Source organism: Paraburkholderia sp. Clong3 (assembly GCF_050436485.1).
In the GTDB taxonomy this organism is placed as follows: domain Bacteria; phylum Pseudomonadota; class Gammaproteobacteria; order Burkholderiales; family Burkholderiaceae; genus Paraburkholderia; species Paraburkholderia tuberum.
Window position 1 is genome coordinate 1284193 of record NZ_JBNDMH010000002.1, and the last position, 14833, is coordinate 1299025.

Below are 14833 nucleotides of genomic sequence, written 5' to 3' on the forward strand. Positions count from 1 at the left end.
ACCTTCAACGCTTCGCGGTGACGGCGATCTGCGTGCCGTCGGTCAGCGTCAGCGTTTTCGTCGTGCCGTTGACCGGCATCGTGAAACGCACGATCTGACTCACGCGCATATCGTTCGGACACTTGAGCGTCTTGCCGCCGCTCGTCACGGTTTTCACGCCATGCGGCGTCTGCGCCTGGAAGCTCAGCTGGACGGCCGCGGTGCCGTCGCTCGACACCACCGGCGCGAAGCGGATCTGCGTCTGGCGGATCATCGCGCCATTCTCGTCGACCGGCAGCGACGCATAGTCCGGGCATGCGTCCGTCGCGGCCACCGGACCGCCGGGCGGCACGGTCTTCCACGTGAAGTCGTCCGATTCGCCCGAGCGGATCGTGCGGGTCTCCTGGGAATTGCCGAACTGTTTCGACGTGACGCGAACGGTGTAGCGGATCGGACCGTCGAGCGGGGCCTTGTTGGTCACCGTGATCGGCGTGGCTGCGCGAGCAGCCGGCACGAGCGCGCAGGCGAGAGAAGCGACAACGGAAACGGCGGAGAGTTTGAAGCTGAAGCTCATACTGTCACCTCCTTGTTGTGCCGCTGCGCGCTCGCGTCGACGCGACTGCCTGTGCACTGTTCGCGCACTGCCGAGGGCCGACCGGTTCATACCGGCTGGCCTCGCCGCAAGACACGCAACCGTTTTGGCATGCTGCGTCGTCAGTCTAACGCCAAGCGCGCTGCCGCGCGTGTCGTGTCGGCCCGGGTGTTAACCCGCTTGCGGCGACGCGCTTTCTGCGCGTCGATTTCATCTCAGAAGCCGGTCAGCACCAGCTTGCCGATCGCGCGTCCTGCTTCGAGCAACCCATGCGCGCGACGCAGATTCTCCGCGTTGATGCGGCCGAGGCCCTGGCCGAGCGTCGTGCGCAACGTGCCGGCATCGACGAGCCGCGCGACCTCGGTCAGCAGCTTGTGCTGCTCGATCATGTCGGTCGTGCCGAACATCGAGCGGGTGAACATGAACTCCCAGTGAAACGCGGCGCTCTTCGCCTTCAGCAATTCGACGGGCACGGCGGCGCTGTTCTCGACGATCGTGCAGACGCCGCCTTGCGGCTTGATCAGTTGCGCGGCGGCCGGGAAATTACGGTCGGTGTCGTTGAAGATCAGCACGTAGTCGACCTGCTCGATGCCGATCTCCTTCATCTGCGCGGGCACATCGCCGAAGTGATCGACGACGTGATCCGCGCCGAGCTCCCGTGCCCATTTCGCCGATTCGGGCCGCGACGCGGTCGCGATCACCTGCAGCTTGCCGAGCTGCTTCGCGAGCTGGATGCCGATCGAGCCGACCCCGCCCGCGCCGCCGAAAATCAGCACCGTACGGCCTGCGTCGGCGCCCTGCGGCGATACGCCGAGGCGATCGAACAATGCTTCCCACGCAGTGATCGCGGTCAGTGGCAGCGCGGCCGCGTGCGTGAAATCGAGCGACGCCGGCTTGTGCCCGGCGATCCGTTCGTCCACCAGATGAAACTCGCTGTTGGCCCCCGGCCGGGTAATGCTGCCCGCATAGAACACCGAATCGCCGACCTTGAACAGCGTGACCTCGGGCCCGGCCGCGACGACGGTGCCTGCCGCATCCCAGCCGAGCACGCGCGGCGTCTTCTCGAGCGTGTCTTTCGGCGCGCGCACCTTGGTGTCGACCGGGTTCACGGAAATGGCTTCGACCTTGACCAGCAGATCGCGGCCGGTCGCTTCGGGTTTCGGGATCTCGACGTCGACGAGCGCTTCGGCGTGATCGATGGGCAGATAACGGTAGAGTCCGACGGCTTTCATGGCTGCTCCTTGTGGGTTCGGTTGATGTGCACGCATGACTCGTATCGTAGGATGGTTCTTATTCTGATAAAACAGCCATAATCACTGAATCATTTTTTGGTTTTTCAGAATAATGGACGATTCAAGCCCGGCCGGCCGGTCCGTGCCCAGCGCACGCGAACGGCTCGATCTGCTCGACGTCGCGTTGTTCGTGCGTGCCGCGCTGCTCGCCAACGTGTCGGCGGCCGGGCGCGAGTTCGGTTTGTCGGCGGCGGTCGCGAGCGCGCGGATCGCACAACTCGAAAAGATCCTCGGCGCGCGTTTGTTGCATCGGACCACGCGCCGCATCAGCCTCACCCAGGACGGTGAAGTGTTCATGACGCGCGCCGCGGCGCTGCTCGACGCGGCTGCCGCCGCGCGCGCATCGGTCGGCCGCGCGCAGGCCGAGCCGCAGGGACGGCTGCGCGTGTCGATGCCGTCGTCGTTCGGGCGTCAGCATGTGTCGCCGGTGATCAGCGAGTTTCTGCGCCGCTATCCGGGGGTCAGCGTCGATCTGCGCCTGACCGATCAGGTGGTCGATCTGGTCGACGCGGGAATCGATGTCGCGATTCGCGTCGGCGTGCTGAAGGATTCGTCGCTGGTCGCGCGGCGGCTCGCGGTCAACCGCCGCGTGCTGTGCGCGGCCCCCGCCTATCTGGCCGCGCGCGGCACGCCGCATCATCCGTCGGATCTCGCGCGGCACGAGTGCATCATCCTGTCGGCGCAGCGCGACTGGCGCTTCGTGACGCCCGCCGGTCCCCTCGACGTGCGCGTGAGCGGCCGCCTCGTCACCGACAACGGCGAGGTGATTCGCGACGCGCTGCTCGCGGGCTTCGGCATCGCGCTGAAATCGACATGGGACGTGGCGCCCTATCTGCGCAGCGGCAAACTCGTCAGCGTGCTCGACAGCTATCCTCTCGCGGACGACGTCGCGATCTGGGCCGTGTATCCAAGCCGCGCGTTCCTGCCGCCGAAGACGCTCGCCTTCATCGACTTCGTCGCCGCGCATTTCGGCGATCCGCCGTACTGGGATCGCGAGCCGGTTGGTCTGGCGGGCGCGTAGACGCGATGCCCGCTACGCCACGTCAGCGCTTGCCGACCTTTGCGCCGCCCTGCTTGCGATCCGAGTTCACATCGGCATGCGCGTCGTTCTGCGTGCGTTGCTGATACTCGCCGCCGCCGCGGCGGTCGGTATCCTGCTGCCCATGCTCGATGTCGTCATGCGCCTGCTTGCCGACATGGCGCGGCTCGTCCTCGTGCTGCGACTCGGGATGCTGGTCGGCTTCATGCGGCAGCGGCGCCGCGGCTTCCTGCAGCGACTTCGGATCCTTGTTCGCGTGCGGGTCGGCTTGCGGGTCGCCATCGGTCGATTGCGGCTGGGTCTTCATTGCATTGCTCCTTCGCGAAGCGCGTTCGCGCGCCAAGTACGCACGGCGCATTCGCGGGTTGGATTCAGCCCCCCGGACGAGCGCTCATCACGCGACGCCCAGACGTTTTTTCATCGCCGCGGTGATGCGCTGACGCGTCTTTGCGTAGTCGGCCCACGGGTCGTTTCTGAGGCCGTCCACACGCTCGTGGACATTGCGGATGCCCCATTGATCGCCGCTCGTCGTGCTCTCCAGTTCGTCCCACGCGAGCGGCACCGACACCCCGAGCCCCGGCCGCGCACGCGCCGAGAATGCGGCTACCGTGCTCGAGCCACGGTTGTTGCGCAGATAGTCGATGAAAATCTTTTTCTTGCGATTCTGCGCGCCCATCTTGGCGCTGAAGTACTGCGGCAGCGTCGTCGCCATGTGCTGCGCGACCGCCTGCGAGAAATCCTTCACTTCGTCCCAGCCGGCCTGCTTCGCGAGCGGCACGACCACGTGCAAGCCCTTGCCGCCGCTCGTCTTGCAGAACGACTTCAGGCCCAGTTCGTCGAGCAGCGAGCGGGTCAGTTGCGCGGCCTCGACCATGCGTTCCCAGCCGAGCGATGGGTCCGGGTCGAGATCGAACACCATGCGATCGGGCTTTTCGATATTCGACGCGACCGCATTCCACGTATGAAACTCGACGGTGCCCATCTGCGCGGCGCCGACCAGCGCGGCAAGCGTGTCGATCGTGATCAGCGGAGGATGGCCCGGATCGAGTCCCTCGTGCTGCGTGACGTGCGGAATCGACAGCTTCTGGCTGTGCTTCTGGAAGAACAGCTCACCGCCGATATCCTCGGGCGCGCGCACCAGCGCGACGGGCCGCTCGCGCAGATGCGGCAGCATCCATTCGGCGATTGATTCGTAGTACTGCACCAGTTCGAGTTTGCTTGCGCCGCTGCTCTTGTCGATCACGCGATCGGGATGCGAGATGCGCACGCCGGCGATTTCGCTCTGTGCCCGCGAGCGTGTTGCCGTGGTTCGGGCGGGCGCGCTTTCCTTGGCGGCGGGCCTGGCGGCACTGGCGGTCTTGCTGGTTGCGCGCTTTTTCGGCGCGCCTGTTTGCGGCGTATCGGCGCTGGCGGTTTCGGTTTGCTGTTGCACGTCGACTCCTTGTCGGGCGGTTTCCCTGACGATCTGGCGCGCCGGCTTGTCGTCGCGCAGGCTGACGAACGACGCCTGGCGCACGATGCCGTCGCCCGTCCATTCGGCGAAGTTGCATTCGGCAACGAGCACCGGCTCGACCCAATGCACGGGCGTGCGGCTGCGCTCGCGCGGTGTGCTCGCGAACGGCATGCGCTTGCTCGCGTGCGCGTCGAGCGCCTGTTTGACCGAGCGCAGCAGCGCGGCGTCGAAGCCGGTGCCGACGCGGCCTGCGTACTGCAGCCGGCCATCGGCGTCGTAGACGCCGAGCAGCAGCGCGCCGAACGCCGCGCGGCTGCCGCCCGGCTCCGAATAGCCGCCGATCACGAACTCCTGGCGGCGCCGGCACTTCAGCTTGATCCACGACGGCGAGCGGCCCGACACATAGCTGCTGTCACGCCGCTTGCCGATGATGCCTTCGAGCGCCATGTCGCACGCGCTCTTGAGCAGCTCGTCGGCGCTGAACGCGAAGTCGTTCGAAAAGCGCAGCACGCGATCGTCGACGCCTTCGAGCAGCGCCCGCAAAATCGCGCGGCGCTGTTCGAGCGGCACGTCGCGCAGGTCGTAGCCGTTCAGAAACGGCAGATCGAACAGATAGATCACGATGTCCTGTGGGCGATGCGCATCGAACGCGTTTTGCAGCAACTGGAAGTTCGGCACGTCGCGTTCATCGAGCACGACCGCTTCGCCGTCGAGCCACGCGCTTTGCACATCGAGTGCCGCGAGCGCCTCGATCTGCTTGCTGAACTTTGCGGTCCAATCGTTGCCGTTGCGCGTGAAAACGCTGACGGCACCGCCCTTCGCTTTCGAGGCGTGGTCGATGCGCGCGAGCACGCGGTAGCCGTCGAACTTGATTTCGTAGAGCCAGTCATCGCCTGGCGGCGCGCTGTCGACGAGCGTCGCCAGCTCCGGCTTCAGGCTCGCGGGCAAGGCGGCTTTGACCGCGCCTTCGATCGATGGCGATGCGGCGAGTTCGCGTAGCGACTGCGCGCTGCGCGTCGCGACGATGTCGGGGCGTTTGGGATCGGCTGCGCGGCGCAAGGATGCGGATTTCGCCGGCTTGCCCGCGCTCGTGGCCTTGCCGTCGCGCGCGGTTTTCGTCTGCGCTTTCGATTGCTTCGTTTTCCTGCCTTTCGAAGCTCCGTCGGCCAGCACGCTGCCCGGCAGCTTCTTCAGCACGTCGTAGTCGCTTTCGTCGCGCGCTTCCTCGTCGCGCTCCTTGATCAGCAGCCATTGCTCCTTGTCGCCGCTGCCGCGCATGTGGCTCCGTACGAGCGTCCAGCCGCCATGTAGCTTCTCGCCGTGCAAATGAAACTTGAGCTTGCCGGCCGCGTACGACCGCGCGGCTTCGGCCGCGCCGCCCGCCGGCTCCCACGTGCCGCGATCCCACACGATCACGGTTCCCGCGCCGTAGTTGCCGGGCGGAATCTCGCCCTCGAAGGTACCGTATTCGACCGGATGATCCTCGACGTGCACCGCGAGCCGCTTGACCGACGGGTCGAGGCTCGGCCCCTTCGGAACCGCCCACGACAGCAGCGCGCCGTTCAGTTCGAGCCGGAAGTCGTAGTGCAGACGCCGCGCGTCGTGCTCCTGGATCACGTAGGAGAGCGTATCGGGCGCGGCACGCGTCGCGCGCTTGCCGGTCTTGCTCGCGGCGCGCTTGCGGGTCGTCGCGCCGGCCGGCTCCGGCGTATCCTCGAAGCGGCGCTTGCGATGATAGTGGTCGAGCCGGTCGTTCATGGCGATGACTCCGGTGCGTTTGGTGCCATAGACGGCTCGGCCGCGCGCTCAGGCCGCCGCGCGCCGTTTGCGGGACGTTGCGGTGGTTTTCGACGTCGCGCGCCCGCTGCCGCCGCTACCGCTGCGACTGCGCGCCGTGCTTGCCGCGCGCGGCTTTTTGCGCGCGGGCGCGGCCGCCTCTTCATCGGACTCGGCCTCGTTATCGCTCTGATCCTCGTCCTCGTCGGCGGCGCGCTTGCGGCCCGTGGTGGCCTGCTTGCCCTTGCCGCGGCCAAGACTGCGGCGCAGCAGATCGGACAGGTCGAGAATGTCGGCGGACTTGCGCGACTCGTGCGGCGTTTCGACCTCGACGACCTCCTCGGTCTTGCCCGCCTGGATCTTGCGCTCGACGAGCGCCATGATGTCGTCGCGAAACGTATCGTGATACTGCATCGGGTCCCACGGCTCGCTCATGTCGTCGATCAGCTTTTTCGCCATGTCGAGTTCTTTCGCCGACACGCCGGCGGCCTTCATGCCTTCGGGCGGCACGTTGAATTCGTCGAAATTGCGCACCTCGTCGGCCCAGCGCAGTGTGTTCAGCGCGAGCATCGGACCGAGCGGAATCAGCGCCGCCAGATGCTGCTTGTTGTGCAGCACGACACTCGCGACGCCGATCTTGCCCGACGCCGTCATCGCCTCGCGCAATAGCGCATAGACTTTTTCACCCTTGCGGTCGGGCGTCAGGAAATACGGCGTATCGAGATAGAGAAACGAGATGTCGGGGGCGTCGACGAACGCGAGGATGTCGACCGTCTGCGTCGCCTCGGGGTTCGCCGAGCGGATTTCGTCGTCCGACAGCACGACGTAGTGATCCTTCTCGTACTCGAAGCCGCGCACGATGTTGTCGCGGGTCACGTCCTTGCCGGTCCGCTTGTTGATCTGCTTGTAGCCGATCGGATCGATCGTGCGCTTGTCGAGCAGATTGAAGCCGACCTTCTCCGACTGCGTCGCCGGATAAAGCTGCACCGGTACGTGGACGAGCCCGAAACTGATTGCGCCCTTCCAGATCATGTGTGCCATCGCGCGCTCCCTGTCCCATGGCCCTGAGATATCAGGCGAAGCAGCAAGCGTGCCCGCGTTTCGGCGCGCTCGACACTGCTGCCACGCGTAAAGCAGGAGCGGTTCGGCTCGGCGGCGTGCTGTCATGGGGTTGTAAGTCTTGCGACGAGGCGGCAAAACCTACGGTTTTCCTGGTGCGCGCGGTCTACGCGGCGCCCGCATCAAGGCTCGAGCAGGACCGGTACCGACGCAAACCCGCGAAACCGCACGCGACCGCCCCGCGTCGGCTCACCATCGACGCGATACGCCGGGAAGCGCTGCACGAAGCGCCCGATCGCAATCCGCGCTTCCAGCCGCGCCAGCGACAGACCCGAGCACTGATGAATCCCGAACCCGAACGCGAGATGCCGGTTCGGGTCGCGGCGGATATCGAAGCGGTCCGGCTCGGCAAACTGCTCGGGATCGCGATTGGCCGCGCCGATGCACAGCGTGACCGGTGTGCCGCGCGCGAGCGCGACGCCGCCGATCTCGGTATCGACGGTGGCCATGCGATTGCCGAGCTGGTTCGAACTCTCGAAGCGCAAGCACTCCTCGACCGCGGTGCCGATCAACTCCCGCTCGCGCAGCAGCGCGGCACGCTCGTCAGGCCACTCGCTCAGCGTGACGAGCCCGTTGCCGATCAGGTTGGTGGTCGTTTCGTGCCCGGCGTTCAGGATGAAAATGCAGTTCTGCAGCAGTTCGGCTTCAGATAGCTGCTCGTCCGGCCCCTCCCCCTGGATCAGCCGCGTCAGCACGTCGTGCTGCGGATCGCCCGGCTCGCGGCGGCGTCGTGCGACGAGGCCGCGCAGATAGTCGACGAATTCGCTGACCGCGCGATTGCCGCGCTCGAACTGCGCGTCGGTCAGCGACGGCTCGAGCGCGCCCAGTATCGCGAGCGACCAGTCGCGCAACGGCGCGCGTTCATCGTGCGGCACGTCGAGCAGATTGCCGATGACCTCGACCGGAATCGCCGCCGCGAATTCGCCGATCAGATCGATACGCCCGCGCTGCGCGGCCGCATCGAGCAGGCCGTCGACGAGCCGGATCAGCGCGGGCTCCATCGCCGCGATCGCGCGCGCGGTCAGCGCGCCGGCGATCAGCTTGCGCACCCGCGTATGGCGCGGTGGATCGTTGAACACGAGACTCGTGGTGTGATGCGCGTAGAGGAGAGAGTCGCCGTATTTCGGGCGGAATTCGACGGTCTTGTCGGAGCTGAACGTCTTGGGGTCGCGGTAGACCGCCTGCACGTCGCGAAAGCGCGTCAGGAACAGCGAGCCGTCGGGCATGCGCCGGATTGGCTCATAGCTGCGCAGTGCGTGATAGACCGGATAGGGATCGGCGTAGAACGCCGGGCTCAGATGACGCAGATCGAAGTCGCGGGCAAGGGAGGATGCCTCGCTGGCGGTTGCCGGGGTCATGCGTTGTCTCCGTGGGGCGTCTTGTTGCGCCCGTGTGGGGTGGTGGGTTCGTGTGACCGTATTCGTTCGGCCTGTTCCGTTACGGCGATGCGCCGATCGCCGGCTTCAGCCAACGCGACGACTGCATCACATGATTCGATGCGCCAGTATGAACCGCACGCCGCCGGAGCGCACGGCAAGCCCGGCATAGCCGCCTGCAACGGGCCAACGCACAGAACCGATACAATAGCGGGATTTTCCGCGCGCCACGCGCCTCTTTCTTCCCGCGTCACCGGTCGTCCATGAACCTCGTCATTCAAAGCGTCGCCCCCCTTTCCGCCGACCACCACAAAACGCTCGTCGCGCTCGCACGCGGCTCGCACGCCGCCGTGATCGACGAGCACGCGATTCGCATCGCCGACGCGAACCTCGCGCAACGCGCCGACGTCGAAGCGTATTGCTATGCGCATCGACTCGACTACGCGTTCGTCGAAACCGGCCGCCAGTTGAGCGACTTCGGCCTCGTCGCGATGGACATGGATTCGACGCTGATCACGATCGAGTGCATCGACGAAATCGCCGATTTCTGCGGGCTCAAAGCCGAAGTCGCGGCGATCACCGAGGCTGCGATGCGCGGTGAGATCAAGGACTTCAACGAGAGCCTGATTCGTCGGGTCGCGCTGCTGAAAGGGCTCGACGCCAGCGCGCTCGAGCGCGTGTACGAGGAGCGGCTGCGGTTGTCGCCTGGCGCCGAACGCATGCTGGCCGGCGCGAAACAGGCGGGCCTGAAAACGCTGCTCGTGTCGGGCGGCTTCACGTTCTTCACCGCGAAGCTGAAGACGCGCCTTGGGCTCGATTTCACGCGCGCGAACACGCTTGAAATCATCGACGGCAAGCTGACCGGCAATGTGATGGGCGAGATCGTCAATGCCGACGTGAAAGCGCGCACGCTGCGCGAAACCTGCGCGACGCTCGGCATCGAACCGTCGCGCGCAATTGCGATGGGCGACGGCTCGAACGACCTGAAAATGATGGCCGAAGCGGGACTCTCCGTTGCATTCCGGGCGAAGCCGGTGGTGCGGGAAGCAGCCAGCGTGTCGTTCAATTTCGTTGGACTGGACGGTTTGCTGCGGTTGGTTTGAGGCTGGCGCTCGAGGGATTCGTCATCGCTCGCGTCGGCACAACGACCGACGCGCTAGCGAGCCGCGCGAACCGTTGCGTTATCTGTTGAAAATGGCCGGCAGGAACAGCGCGAACATGCCGATGGAAATCAGGATGCTGAAGATCAACACGCCCTTCATGATGCGATCGTGATTTTTGCCTATTTCCAATGACAGGATAAATTGTTTCATAAGCTCCTCCACAAGACAGAACAAGTATAAGAGCTGCACTATCCAATAAAACTAATTGAGGTAAATGTGCAGGGCCGCGGATAGAAGAAGCGCCGCCAGGCAGGTCATGAAAATTGACGTGCCTATCGCCCCACGTGATAGCGCGCCAACCACGGACTCGGTCTGCCGGTGATCGATAGCGGTGCCGAAGCCGTCCCGCCGCACCTTGAGTAAGCACGCCATCACGGCTATGGAACAGGCGAACGCCAACCCGCAGAACCCAACGATCCCCAACGCAAGCATCGACGTCTCCCCGCTGCCCTGCGCCAAGGCCATCACCGCCTCATAAATCGCGGCGGCGCAAAGTCCGATCGCACACCAGAACAGTTGCCCGTCCTCGACCGACGCCGCAATCATCGTCCTGGCAACGCGCCAGCCATACGCGGGCGCGACGAGCGCGAGCGTAAAGATCGGCCCGGCAATCGGCACCGCAAGGTTCAGCAACAGCCAGAAGAAAAGATTCATCCAAGCCCGTCCCCCGAGCGCCGCAACGTTATCCGGCAAGCACACGATCGTAGCGTCGCGCCGCGGCATCGAACATTCGGCCGAACGGTCGGGTCTGCCTGATACTCAGGGCAACAAAAAAGCCCGCCGGGAACACATCCCGGCGGGCTTCTCGAACAACGTGTCGAACAGGGCTAACGCGTGTTAAGCCAGCTTGGCCAGGCTCTGCTCGATATCCGCACGCAGGTCCGCCTCGTCTTCCAGACCGATATAGAAGCGCACCAACGTGCCGCGACGCGGCCACTGCGCCGCAGTGCGCATCGACGCGATGTCGTACGGCATCGCGAGGCTATGCGCGCCGCCCCAGCTCCAGCCGAGCGAAAACAGTTCGAGCGACTCGCAAAACGTGTCGATCCGCGCCGCGCTGTACCGTTCGTCGAACACCACCGAGAACAGTCCGCCCGCGCCGCTGAAATCGCGCTTGTACACTTCGTGCCCCGGACAGTCACCGAGCGCCGGATGCAACACCGCGACGATTTCCGGCCGGCTCTTCAACCACGTCGCGAGCGACAGCGCCACGCGATCGTGCTGCGCGAAACGCAACTGCATGCTCGGCAGGCTGCGCAGGATCAGCGAGCAGTCGTCCGAGGACACGCCGATGCCCATGCGCATGCGCGCCGCCTTCAGCTTCACATGCACGTCGCGGTCGACCGTGATCGTCGCGCCCATCAGCACGTCGCCGCCGCCCGACTGGTATTTGGTCAGCGCCTGCACCGAGATGTCGACGCCGTGGTCGAACGGCCGGAACGCGAGGCCCGCGGACCACGTATTGTCGATCGCGGTGACGACCTTGCGCGCGCGCGCCGCCGCCGTGATGGCCGGTACGTCGGGCACTTCCATCGTCACCGAGCCGGGCGCCTCGATCCAGATCAGGCGCGTGTTCGGCTGGATCAGACTGGCGATGCCCGCGCCGATCAGCGGATCGTAGTAGCGCGCCGTGATACCGAAATCGCGCGCGAGCCAGTCGCCGTGGTCGCGGTTCGGCGAGTACACGTTATCGGGAATCAGCACGTCGTCGCCGGCCTTCACGAGGCCGAAGTAGACGTTCGAGATCGACGACAGCCCCGACGGCTGCAGCAGCGCATGATTGCCGCCCTCGATCGCGGCGAGGCGCTGAGCGAGCGCGATCTGCGTCGGCGTCGCATGCAGGCCGTAGCGCCATTGCGCGTCGTTTTTCCAGTCGAGCGCGCGCATCGCGGCGAGGTCGGGAAACACCACCGTCGACGCGCGCGTGACGGGCGTCGAGAACGATTCGAAGCCCGGCGTGATCTGGTCCTCGGCACGCACGATGCGGGTCTGCAGGCCATGTTTGAATTTGGATTCAGTCATGTGAAGCTCGGTGAAAAACATAGTGAAGCGAGCCTGAAGCAACGGCCGCGCTGCGCGATTCCGGATGCCCGGCGCGCGTGCGCATCAGTAGCCCGTTTGCAGGTTGCTGACGCCGCCCACTGGGTGCCCGCCGGCAGCGGGTGCCGGCGGGGGAGCCGCCGCTGCGCCGTTGGCCGCGGCCGGTTGCGGTGAGGGGGTTGCAGGCCTCGTCGCCGCACCGCCGGCCGAACCGGCTGCCGCCAGCGGCTTCAGGTTGAATTCCTGCGGGTTCGAATCGTCGACGTTCATGCGGTCGCCTTCGAGCGAGCCGTCCGCCGCGAACTTGCCGACCCAGTTGCCGGTGATATGCGTGCCGTCGTTCGATTCCTCGACTTCGAGCGTATCGCCGTCGCGATCGCCGGCGATCAGAATCACCTCGCCGCTATCGGTGTACTGATACTCGCCGTGCACGCCAGATGGATCGTCGGTCTTGGGCCCGAGCCGCAGCACGATCGGCCGCGCGCCGAGCGTGCCCACGTAGCGCGGAAACTTCGCGAACTCGGGGCTCGGTTTCAGCGGCAGCTGGATCGGCGGCGGCGCGGCCAGTGCCTTGACCGCATCGCTTTCCGCCCACGCCTGCGACGGCATCCACAGCACCGTGCCCGTGCACAACAGTGCGGCGGCACTCACCACCACGCCGGCGCGCCGGCGCAAGGCGCGCGTTGCCGAACCCTTCGTCACTTTCGCTTCCTGCATCCCGTCGATCCTTGTTGCTGGTTCCTGCTTGCTACCTATGTCGCGCCGGCCTGCCGTGCGCGCTCACAGACGCTCGAAAACCGCCGCGATCCCCTGCCCGCCGCCGATGCACATCGTGACGAGCGCATAGCGCCCGCCGATGCGCTGCAGCTCGTACAGCGCCTTCACGGTGATCAGCGCGCCGGTCGCGCCGATCGGATGGCCGAGCGAAATGCCCGAGCCGTTCGGATTGACCTTGGCCGGATCGAAGCCGAGCTCCTTGCTGACCGCGCAGGCCTGCGCGGCGAATGCCTCGTTGGCCTCGATCACGTCGAGATCGGCGACCGTGAGACCCGCCCGCTCGAGCGCCTTGCGGCTCGCCGGCACCGGCCCGATGCCCATATACGCCGGATCGACGCCCGCATGCGCGTACGACACGAGCCGCGCCAACGGCTTCACGCCGCGCCGCTCGGCGACGCTACGCTCCATCAGTACGACGGCCGCGGCCGCGTCATTGATGCCCGACGCGTTGCCCGCCGTCACCGTGCCGTTTTCCTTCGCGAACACCGGCTTCAACTTCGCGAAGTCGTCCGCCGTTGCGTTCAGCCTCGCGTGCTCGTCCGTGTCGAACACGACGTCGCCCTTTTTCGACGCAATCGTGATCGGCAGAATCTGTTCCTTGAAGTAGCCGCTCGTGATCGCGTGGGCCGCGCGACGATGCGACTCGAGCGCGAGCGCGTCCTGCGCGTCGCGCGAGATCTCGTACTTGCGCGCGACGTTCTCGGCGGTCACGCCCATGTGGATCGACTGGAAAGGATCGTTGAGCGCGCCGACCATCATGTCGACCAGACGCGCGTCGCCCATGCGCTGTCCGAAGCGCGCGGCCGGCATCGAGTAAGGCGCGCGGCTCATGTTTTCGGCGCCGCCGCCGATCGCGATATCGGCATCGCCGAGCAGCACGCTTTGCGCGGCCGAGACGATGGCCTGCAAGCCCGAGCCGCACAGCCGGTTCACGGTCAGCGCGGGTGTATGCTGCGCGACCCCGCCGTTGATCGCGGCGACGCGCGCGAGATACATGTCTTTCGGCTCGGTGTGCACGACGTTGCCGAACACGACGTGTCCGACTTCGTCGCCCGACACGCTCGCGCGCTCGAGCACTTCGCGCACCACGCGCGCGCCGAGATCGGTCGGCGCGAAATCCTTCAGGCTGCCGCCGAACGTGCCGATTGCCGTGCGCACACCACTTACCACCACTACGTCCCGTTGCATCGCTTGTCCCTCCTGTTGTCTCTCCAGTCTGCCTGGATGATTGCACCAGCGCGGGCCATGCTGCGCCGCGCGCGGCTTACGTAAAACCTAGTTCGCCAGCCGCCGCTCGACTGTCTCGCGCGACGGAATCGGCGCGACCGCGCCATAACCTTGCGTGGACAGCGCGGCGGCAACGTTCGCGTAGCGCGCGGCGGCAAATGGATCGTCGCCCGCGACGATGCGCGCGATGAAGGCGCCGCCGAAACAGTCGCCGGCGCCGGTTGCATCGACCGCGTCGACGACGTGACCCGGCACGACGCGCCGCTCGTTCGGCGTCGCGATATACGAGCCGTCCTTGCCGAGCTTCAGCGCGACCACGCCCGACCCATGCGACAGCAAAAAATCGACGATCTCGTCACGGCCGGTCAGCCCCGTCAGTTCGGTCACATCGTCCCAGCTCGGCAGGCAGATGTCAGTCTGGCGGATCGCCTCGAGCATCACCGCGCGCGCCCGCGCCAGCGGCCACAGCTTAAGACGCAGATTGGTGTCGAAGCTCACGCGCGCGCCATTCGCGCGCGCATGCGCGATCGCTTCGAGCGCGGCGTCGCAGGCGCTGACGCTGATCGCGAGACTGATGCCGGACAGATGGACGACCTTCGCCGCCGCGAGCGCGTCGCGCGGCAGATCGGCGGGTGCATAGCGGCTCGCCGCCGAGCCCGCGCGCAGATAGTCGAACGCGTGGCCGTTGGGGCCGTGAGACACGAAATAGACGCCGGTCGACGCCTGCGCATCGATGCGCACGAACGACGTGTCGACCTGCTCGCGCTCCCACAGATCGACCAGCAGGCGTCCGAAATGATCGGCGCCGACCGCCGACACGAAGCCGGTCCTCGCACCCTGGCGCGCGGCCGCGATGCAGAAGTTCGAGGTGTCGCCGCCGAAGCCTTGCAGGTAGTTCGGTTGATCCTTCGCCGACTGGTTGAATTCGATCATCGCCTCGCCGAGCGCGAGGATGTCCGGTGTGTGAGCTTCAGGCTGTGCGGCCGCGCTGTGCGTCATC

The 14833-nt window shown here is 66.0% G+C and carries 14 protein-coding genes; 2 read left to right on the forward strand and 12 right to left on the reverse strand.

The features are described from left to right. Nucleotides 1–4 precede the first annotated feature (4 nt). The gene (locus tag OKW30_RS10160; RefSeq protein WP_429346631.1) at nucleotides 5–553 is read right to left on the reverse strand and encodes a DUF6013 family protein; all 549 of its coding nucleotides are present in this window, start codon (nucleotides 551–553) and stop codon (nucleotides 5–7) included. 233 nt (nucleotides 554–786) lie between these two features. Further along, nucleotides 787–1803 (reverse strand): zinc-binding alcohol dehydrogenase family protein, encoded by a 1017-nt coding sequence (locus OKW30_RS10165; protein WP_429346632.1) that lies wholly within the window; start codon nucleotides 1801–1803, stop codon nucleotides 787–789. 112 nt (nucleotides 1804–1915) lie between these two features. Here OKW30_RS10165 and OKW30_RS10170 point away from each other — a divergent pair, with 112 nt between their 5' ends. Continuing rightward, the gene (locus OKW30_RS10170) at nucleotides 1916–2884 is read left to right on the forward strand and encodes a LysR substrate-binding domain-containing protein (RefSeq protein WP_429346633.1); all 969 of its coding nucleotides are present in this window, start codon (nucleotides 1916–1918) and stop codon (nucleotides 2882–2884) included. Nucleotides 2885–2906: 22 nt separating this feature from the next. Here OKW30_RS10170 and OKW30_RS10175 read toward each other — a convergent pair whose 3' ends face one another. The 4 genes from OKW30_RS10175 to OKW30_RS10190 form a co-directional block, all read right to left on the reverse strand. Next, nucleotides 2907–3209 carry a hypothetical protein gene (locus tag OKW30_RS10175; protein ID WP_429346634.1) on the reverse strand — a complete coding sequence of 101 codons (303 nt, stop codon included), beginning with the start codon at nucleotides 3207–3209 and terminating at the stop codon, nucleotides 2907–2909. Between the two features lie 87 nt (nucleotides 3210–3296). Beyond that, nucleotides 3297–6113 (reverse strand): DNA ligase D, encoded by a 2817-nt coding sequence (gene ligD, locus OKW30_RS10180; protein ID WP_429346635.1) that lies wholly within the window; start codon nucleotides 6111–6113, stop codon nucleotides 3297–3299. 48 nt (nucleotides 6114–6161) lie between these two features. Continuing rightward, nucleotides 6162–7172, reverse strand: coding sequence for a Ku protein (locus OKW30_RS10185; protein ID WP_429346636.1), 1011 nt, complete (start codon nucleotides 7170–7172; stop codon nucleotides 6162–6164). A 200-nt stretch (nucleotides 7173–7372) separates the two neighbouring features. Then, entirely contained in the window at nucleotides 7373–8608 is a 1236-nt protein-coding gene (locus OKW30_RS10190) for a cytochrome P450 (protein WP_429346637.1), read from the reverse strand. Between the two features lie 281 nt (nucleotides 8609–8889). Between OKW30_RS10190 and serB the strand changes: the two genes are divergently transcribed. Beyond that, on the forward strand, nucleotides 8890–9729 hold the full coding sequence (serB, locus tag OKW30_RS10195) for a phosphoserine phosphatase SerB (protein ID WP_187617514.1): 840 nt from the start codon (nucleotides 8890–8892) through the stop codon (nucleotides 9727–9729). A 78-nt stretch (nucleotides 9730–9807) separates the two neighbouring features. Here the strand turns inward: serB and OKW30_RS10200 are convergent, their stop codons facing one another. From OKW30_RS10200 to OKW30_RS10225, 6 genes are all read right to left on the reverse strand, one after another. Then, complete coding sequence (locus tag OKW30_RS10200; RefSeq protein WP_260321381.1) at nucleotides 9808–9939, reverse strand: hypothetical protein; 132 nt, start codon at nucleotides 9937–9939, stop codon at nucleotides 9808–9810. Between the two features lie 51 nt (nucleotides 9940–9990). Continuing rightward, nucleotides 9991–10443, reverse strand: a complete 453-nt coding sequence (locus tag OKW30_RS10205) for a hypothetical protein (RefSeq protein WP_429346638.1) — start codon at nucleotides 10441–10443, stop codon at nucleotides 9991–9993. A gap of 183 nt (nucleotides 10444–10626) precedes the next feature. Next, a complete protein-coding gene (locus OKW30_RS10210; RefSeq protein WP_184063669.1) occupies nucleotides 10627–11811 on the reverse strand; it encodes a cystathionine beta-lyase in 1185 nt (394 codons plus the stop codon). An 84-nt stretch (nucleotides 11812–11895) separates the two neighbouring features. Further along, nucleotides 11896–12546: a hypothetical protein gene (locus OKW30_RS10215; protein ID WP_429346639.1), complete on the reverse strand. Its 651-nt coding sequence runs from the start codon at nucleotides 12544–12546 to the stop codon at nucleotides 11896–11898. A gap of 63 nt (nucleotides 12547–12609) precedes the next feature. Continuing rightward, complete coding sequence (gene bktB / locus OKW30_RS10220) at nucleotides 12610–13794, reverse strand: beta-ketothiolase BktB (RefSeq protein ID WP_184003465.1); 1185 nt, start codon at nucleotides 13792–13794, stop codon at nucleotides 12610–12612. An 87-nt stretch (nucleotides 13795–13881) separates the two neighbouring features. Beyond that, the gene (locus OKW30_RS10225; protein WP_429346640.1) at nucleotides 13882–14832 is read right to left on the reverse strand and encodes a sugar kinase; all 951 of its coding nucleotides are present in this window, start codon (nucleotides 14830–14832) and stop codon (nucleotides 13882–13884) included. Nucleotide 14833: the final 1 nt, after the last annotated feature.

What these genes read in the sequence shown, in the direction of transcription:
- ligD (WP_429346635.1), bottom strand. Translation starts at nt 6,113, where the DNA reads ATGAACGACCGGCTCGACCACTATCATCGCAAGCGCCGCTTCGAGGAT.
- bktB (WP_184003465.1), bottom strand. Translation starts at nt 13,794, where the DNA reads ATGCAACGGGACGTAGTGGTGGTAAGTGGTGTGCGCACGGCAATCGGC.
- OKW30_RS10205 (WP_429346638.1), bottom strand. Translation starts at nt 10,443, where the DNA reads ATGAATCTTTTCTTCTGGCTGTTGCTGAACCTTGCGGTGCCGATTGCC.
- OKW30_RS10215 (WP_429346639.1), bottom strand. Translation starts at nt 12,546, where the DNA reads ATGCAGGAAGCGAAAGTGACGAAGGGTTCGGCAACGCGCGCCTTGCGC.
- serB (WP_187617514.1), top strand. Translation starts at nt 8,890, where the DNA reads ATGAACCTCGTCATTCAAAGCGTCGCCCCCCTTTCCGCCGACCACCAC.
- OKW30_RS10190 (WP_429346637.1), bottom strand. Translation starts at nt 8,608, where the DNA reads ATGACCCCGGCAACCGCCAGCGAGGCATCCTCCCTTGCCCGCGACTTC.
- OKW30_RS10200 (WP_260321381.1), bottom strand. Translation starts at nt 9,939, where the DNA reads ATGAAACAATTTATCCTGTCATTGGAAATAGGCAAAAATCACGATCGC.
- OKW30_RS10210 (WP_184063669.1), bottom strand. Translation starts at nt 11,811, where the DNA reads ATGACTGAATCCAAATTCAAACATGGCCTGCAGACCCGCATCGTGCGT.
- OKW30_RS10225 (WP_429346640.1), bottom strand. Translation starts at nt 14,832, where the DNA reads ATGACGCACAGCGCGGCCGCACAGCCTGAAGCTCACACACCGGACATC.
- OKW30_RS10185 (WP_429346636.1), bottom strand. Translation starts at nt 7,172, where the DNA reads ATGGCACACATGATCTGGAAGGGCGCAATCAGTTTCGGGCTCGTCCAC.
- OKW30_RS10160 (WP_429346631.1), bottom strand. Translation starts at nt 553, where the DNA reads ATGAGCTTCAGCTTCAAACTCTCCGCCGTTTCCGTTGTCGCTTCTCTC.
- OKW30_RS10170 (WP_429346633.1), top strand. Translation starts at nt 1,916, where the DNA reads ATGGACGATTCAAGCCCGGCCGGCCGGTCCGTGCCCAGCGCACGCGAA.
- OKW30_RS10175 (WP_429346634.1), bottom strand. Translation starts at nt 3,209, where the DNA reads ATGAAGACCCAGCCGCAATCGACCGATGGCGACCCGCAAGCCGACCCG.
- OKW30_RS10165 (WP_429346632.1), bottom strand. Translation starts at nt 1,803, where the DNA reads ATGAAAGCCGTCGGACTCTACCGTTATCTGCCCATCGATCACGCCGAA.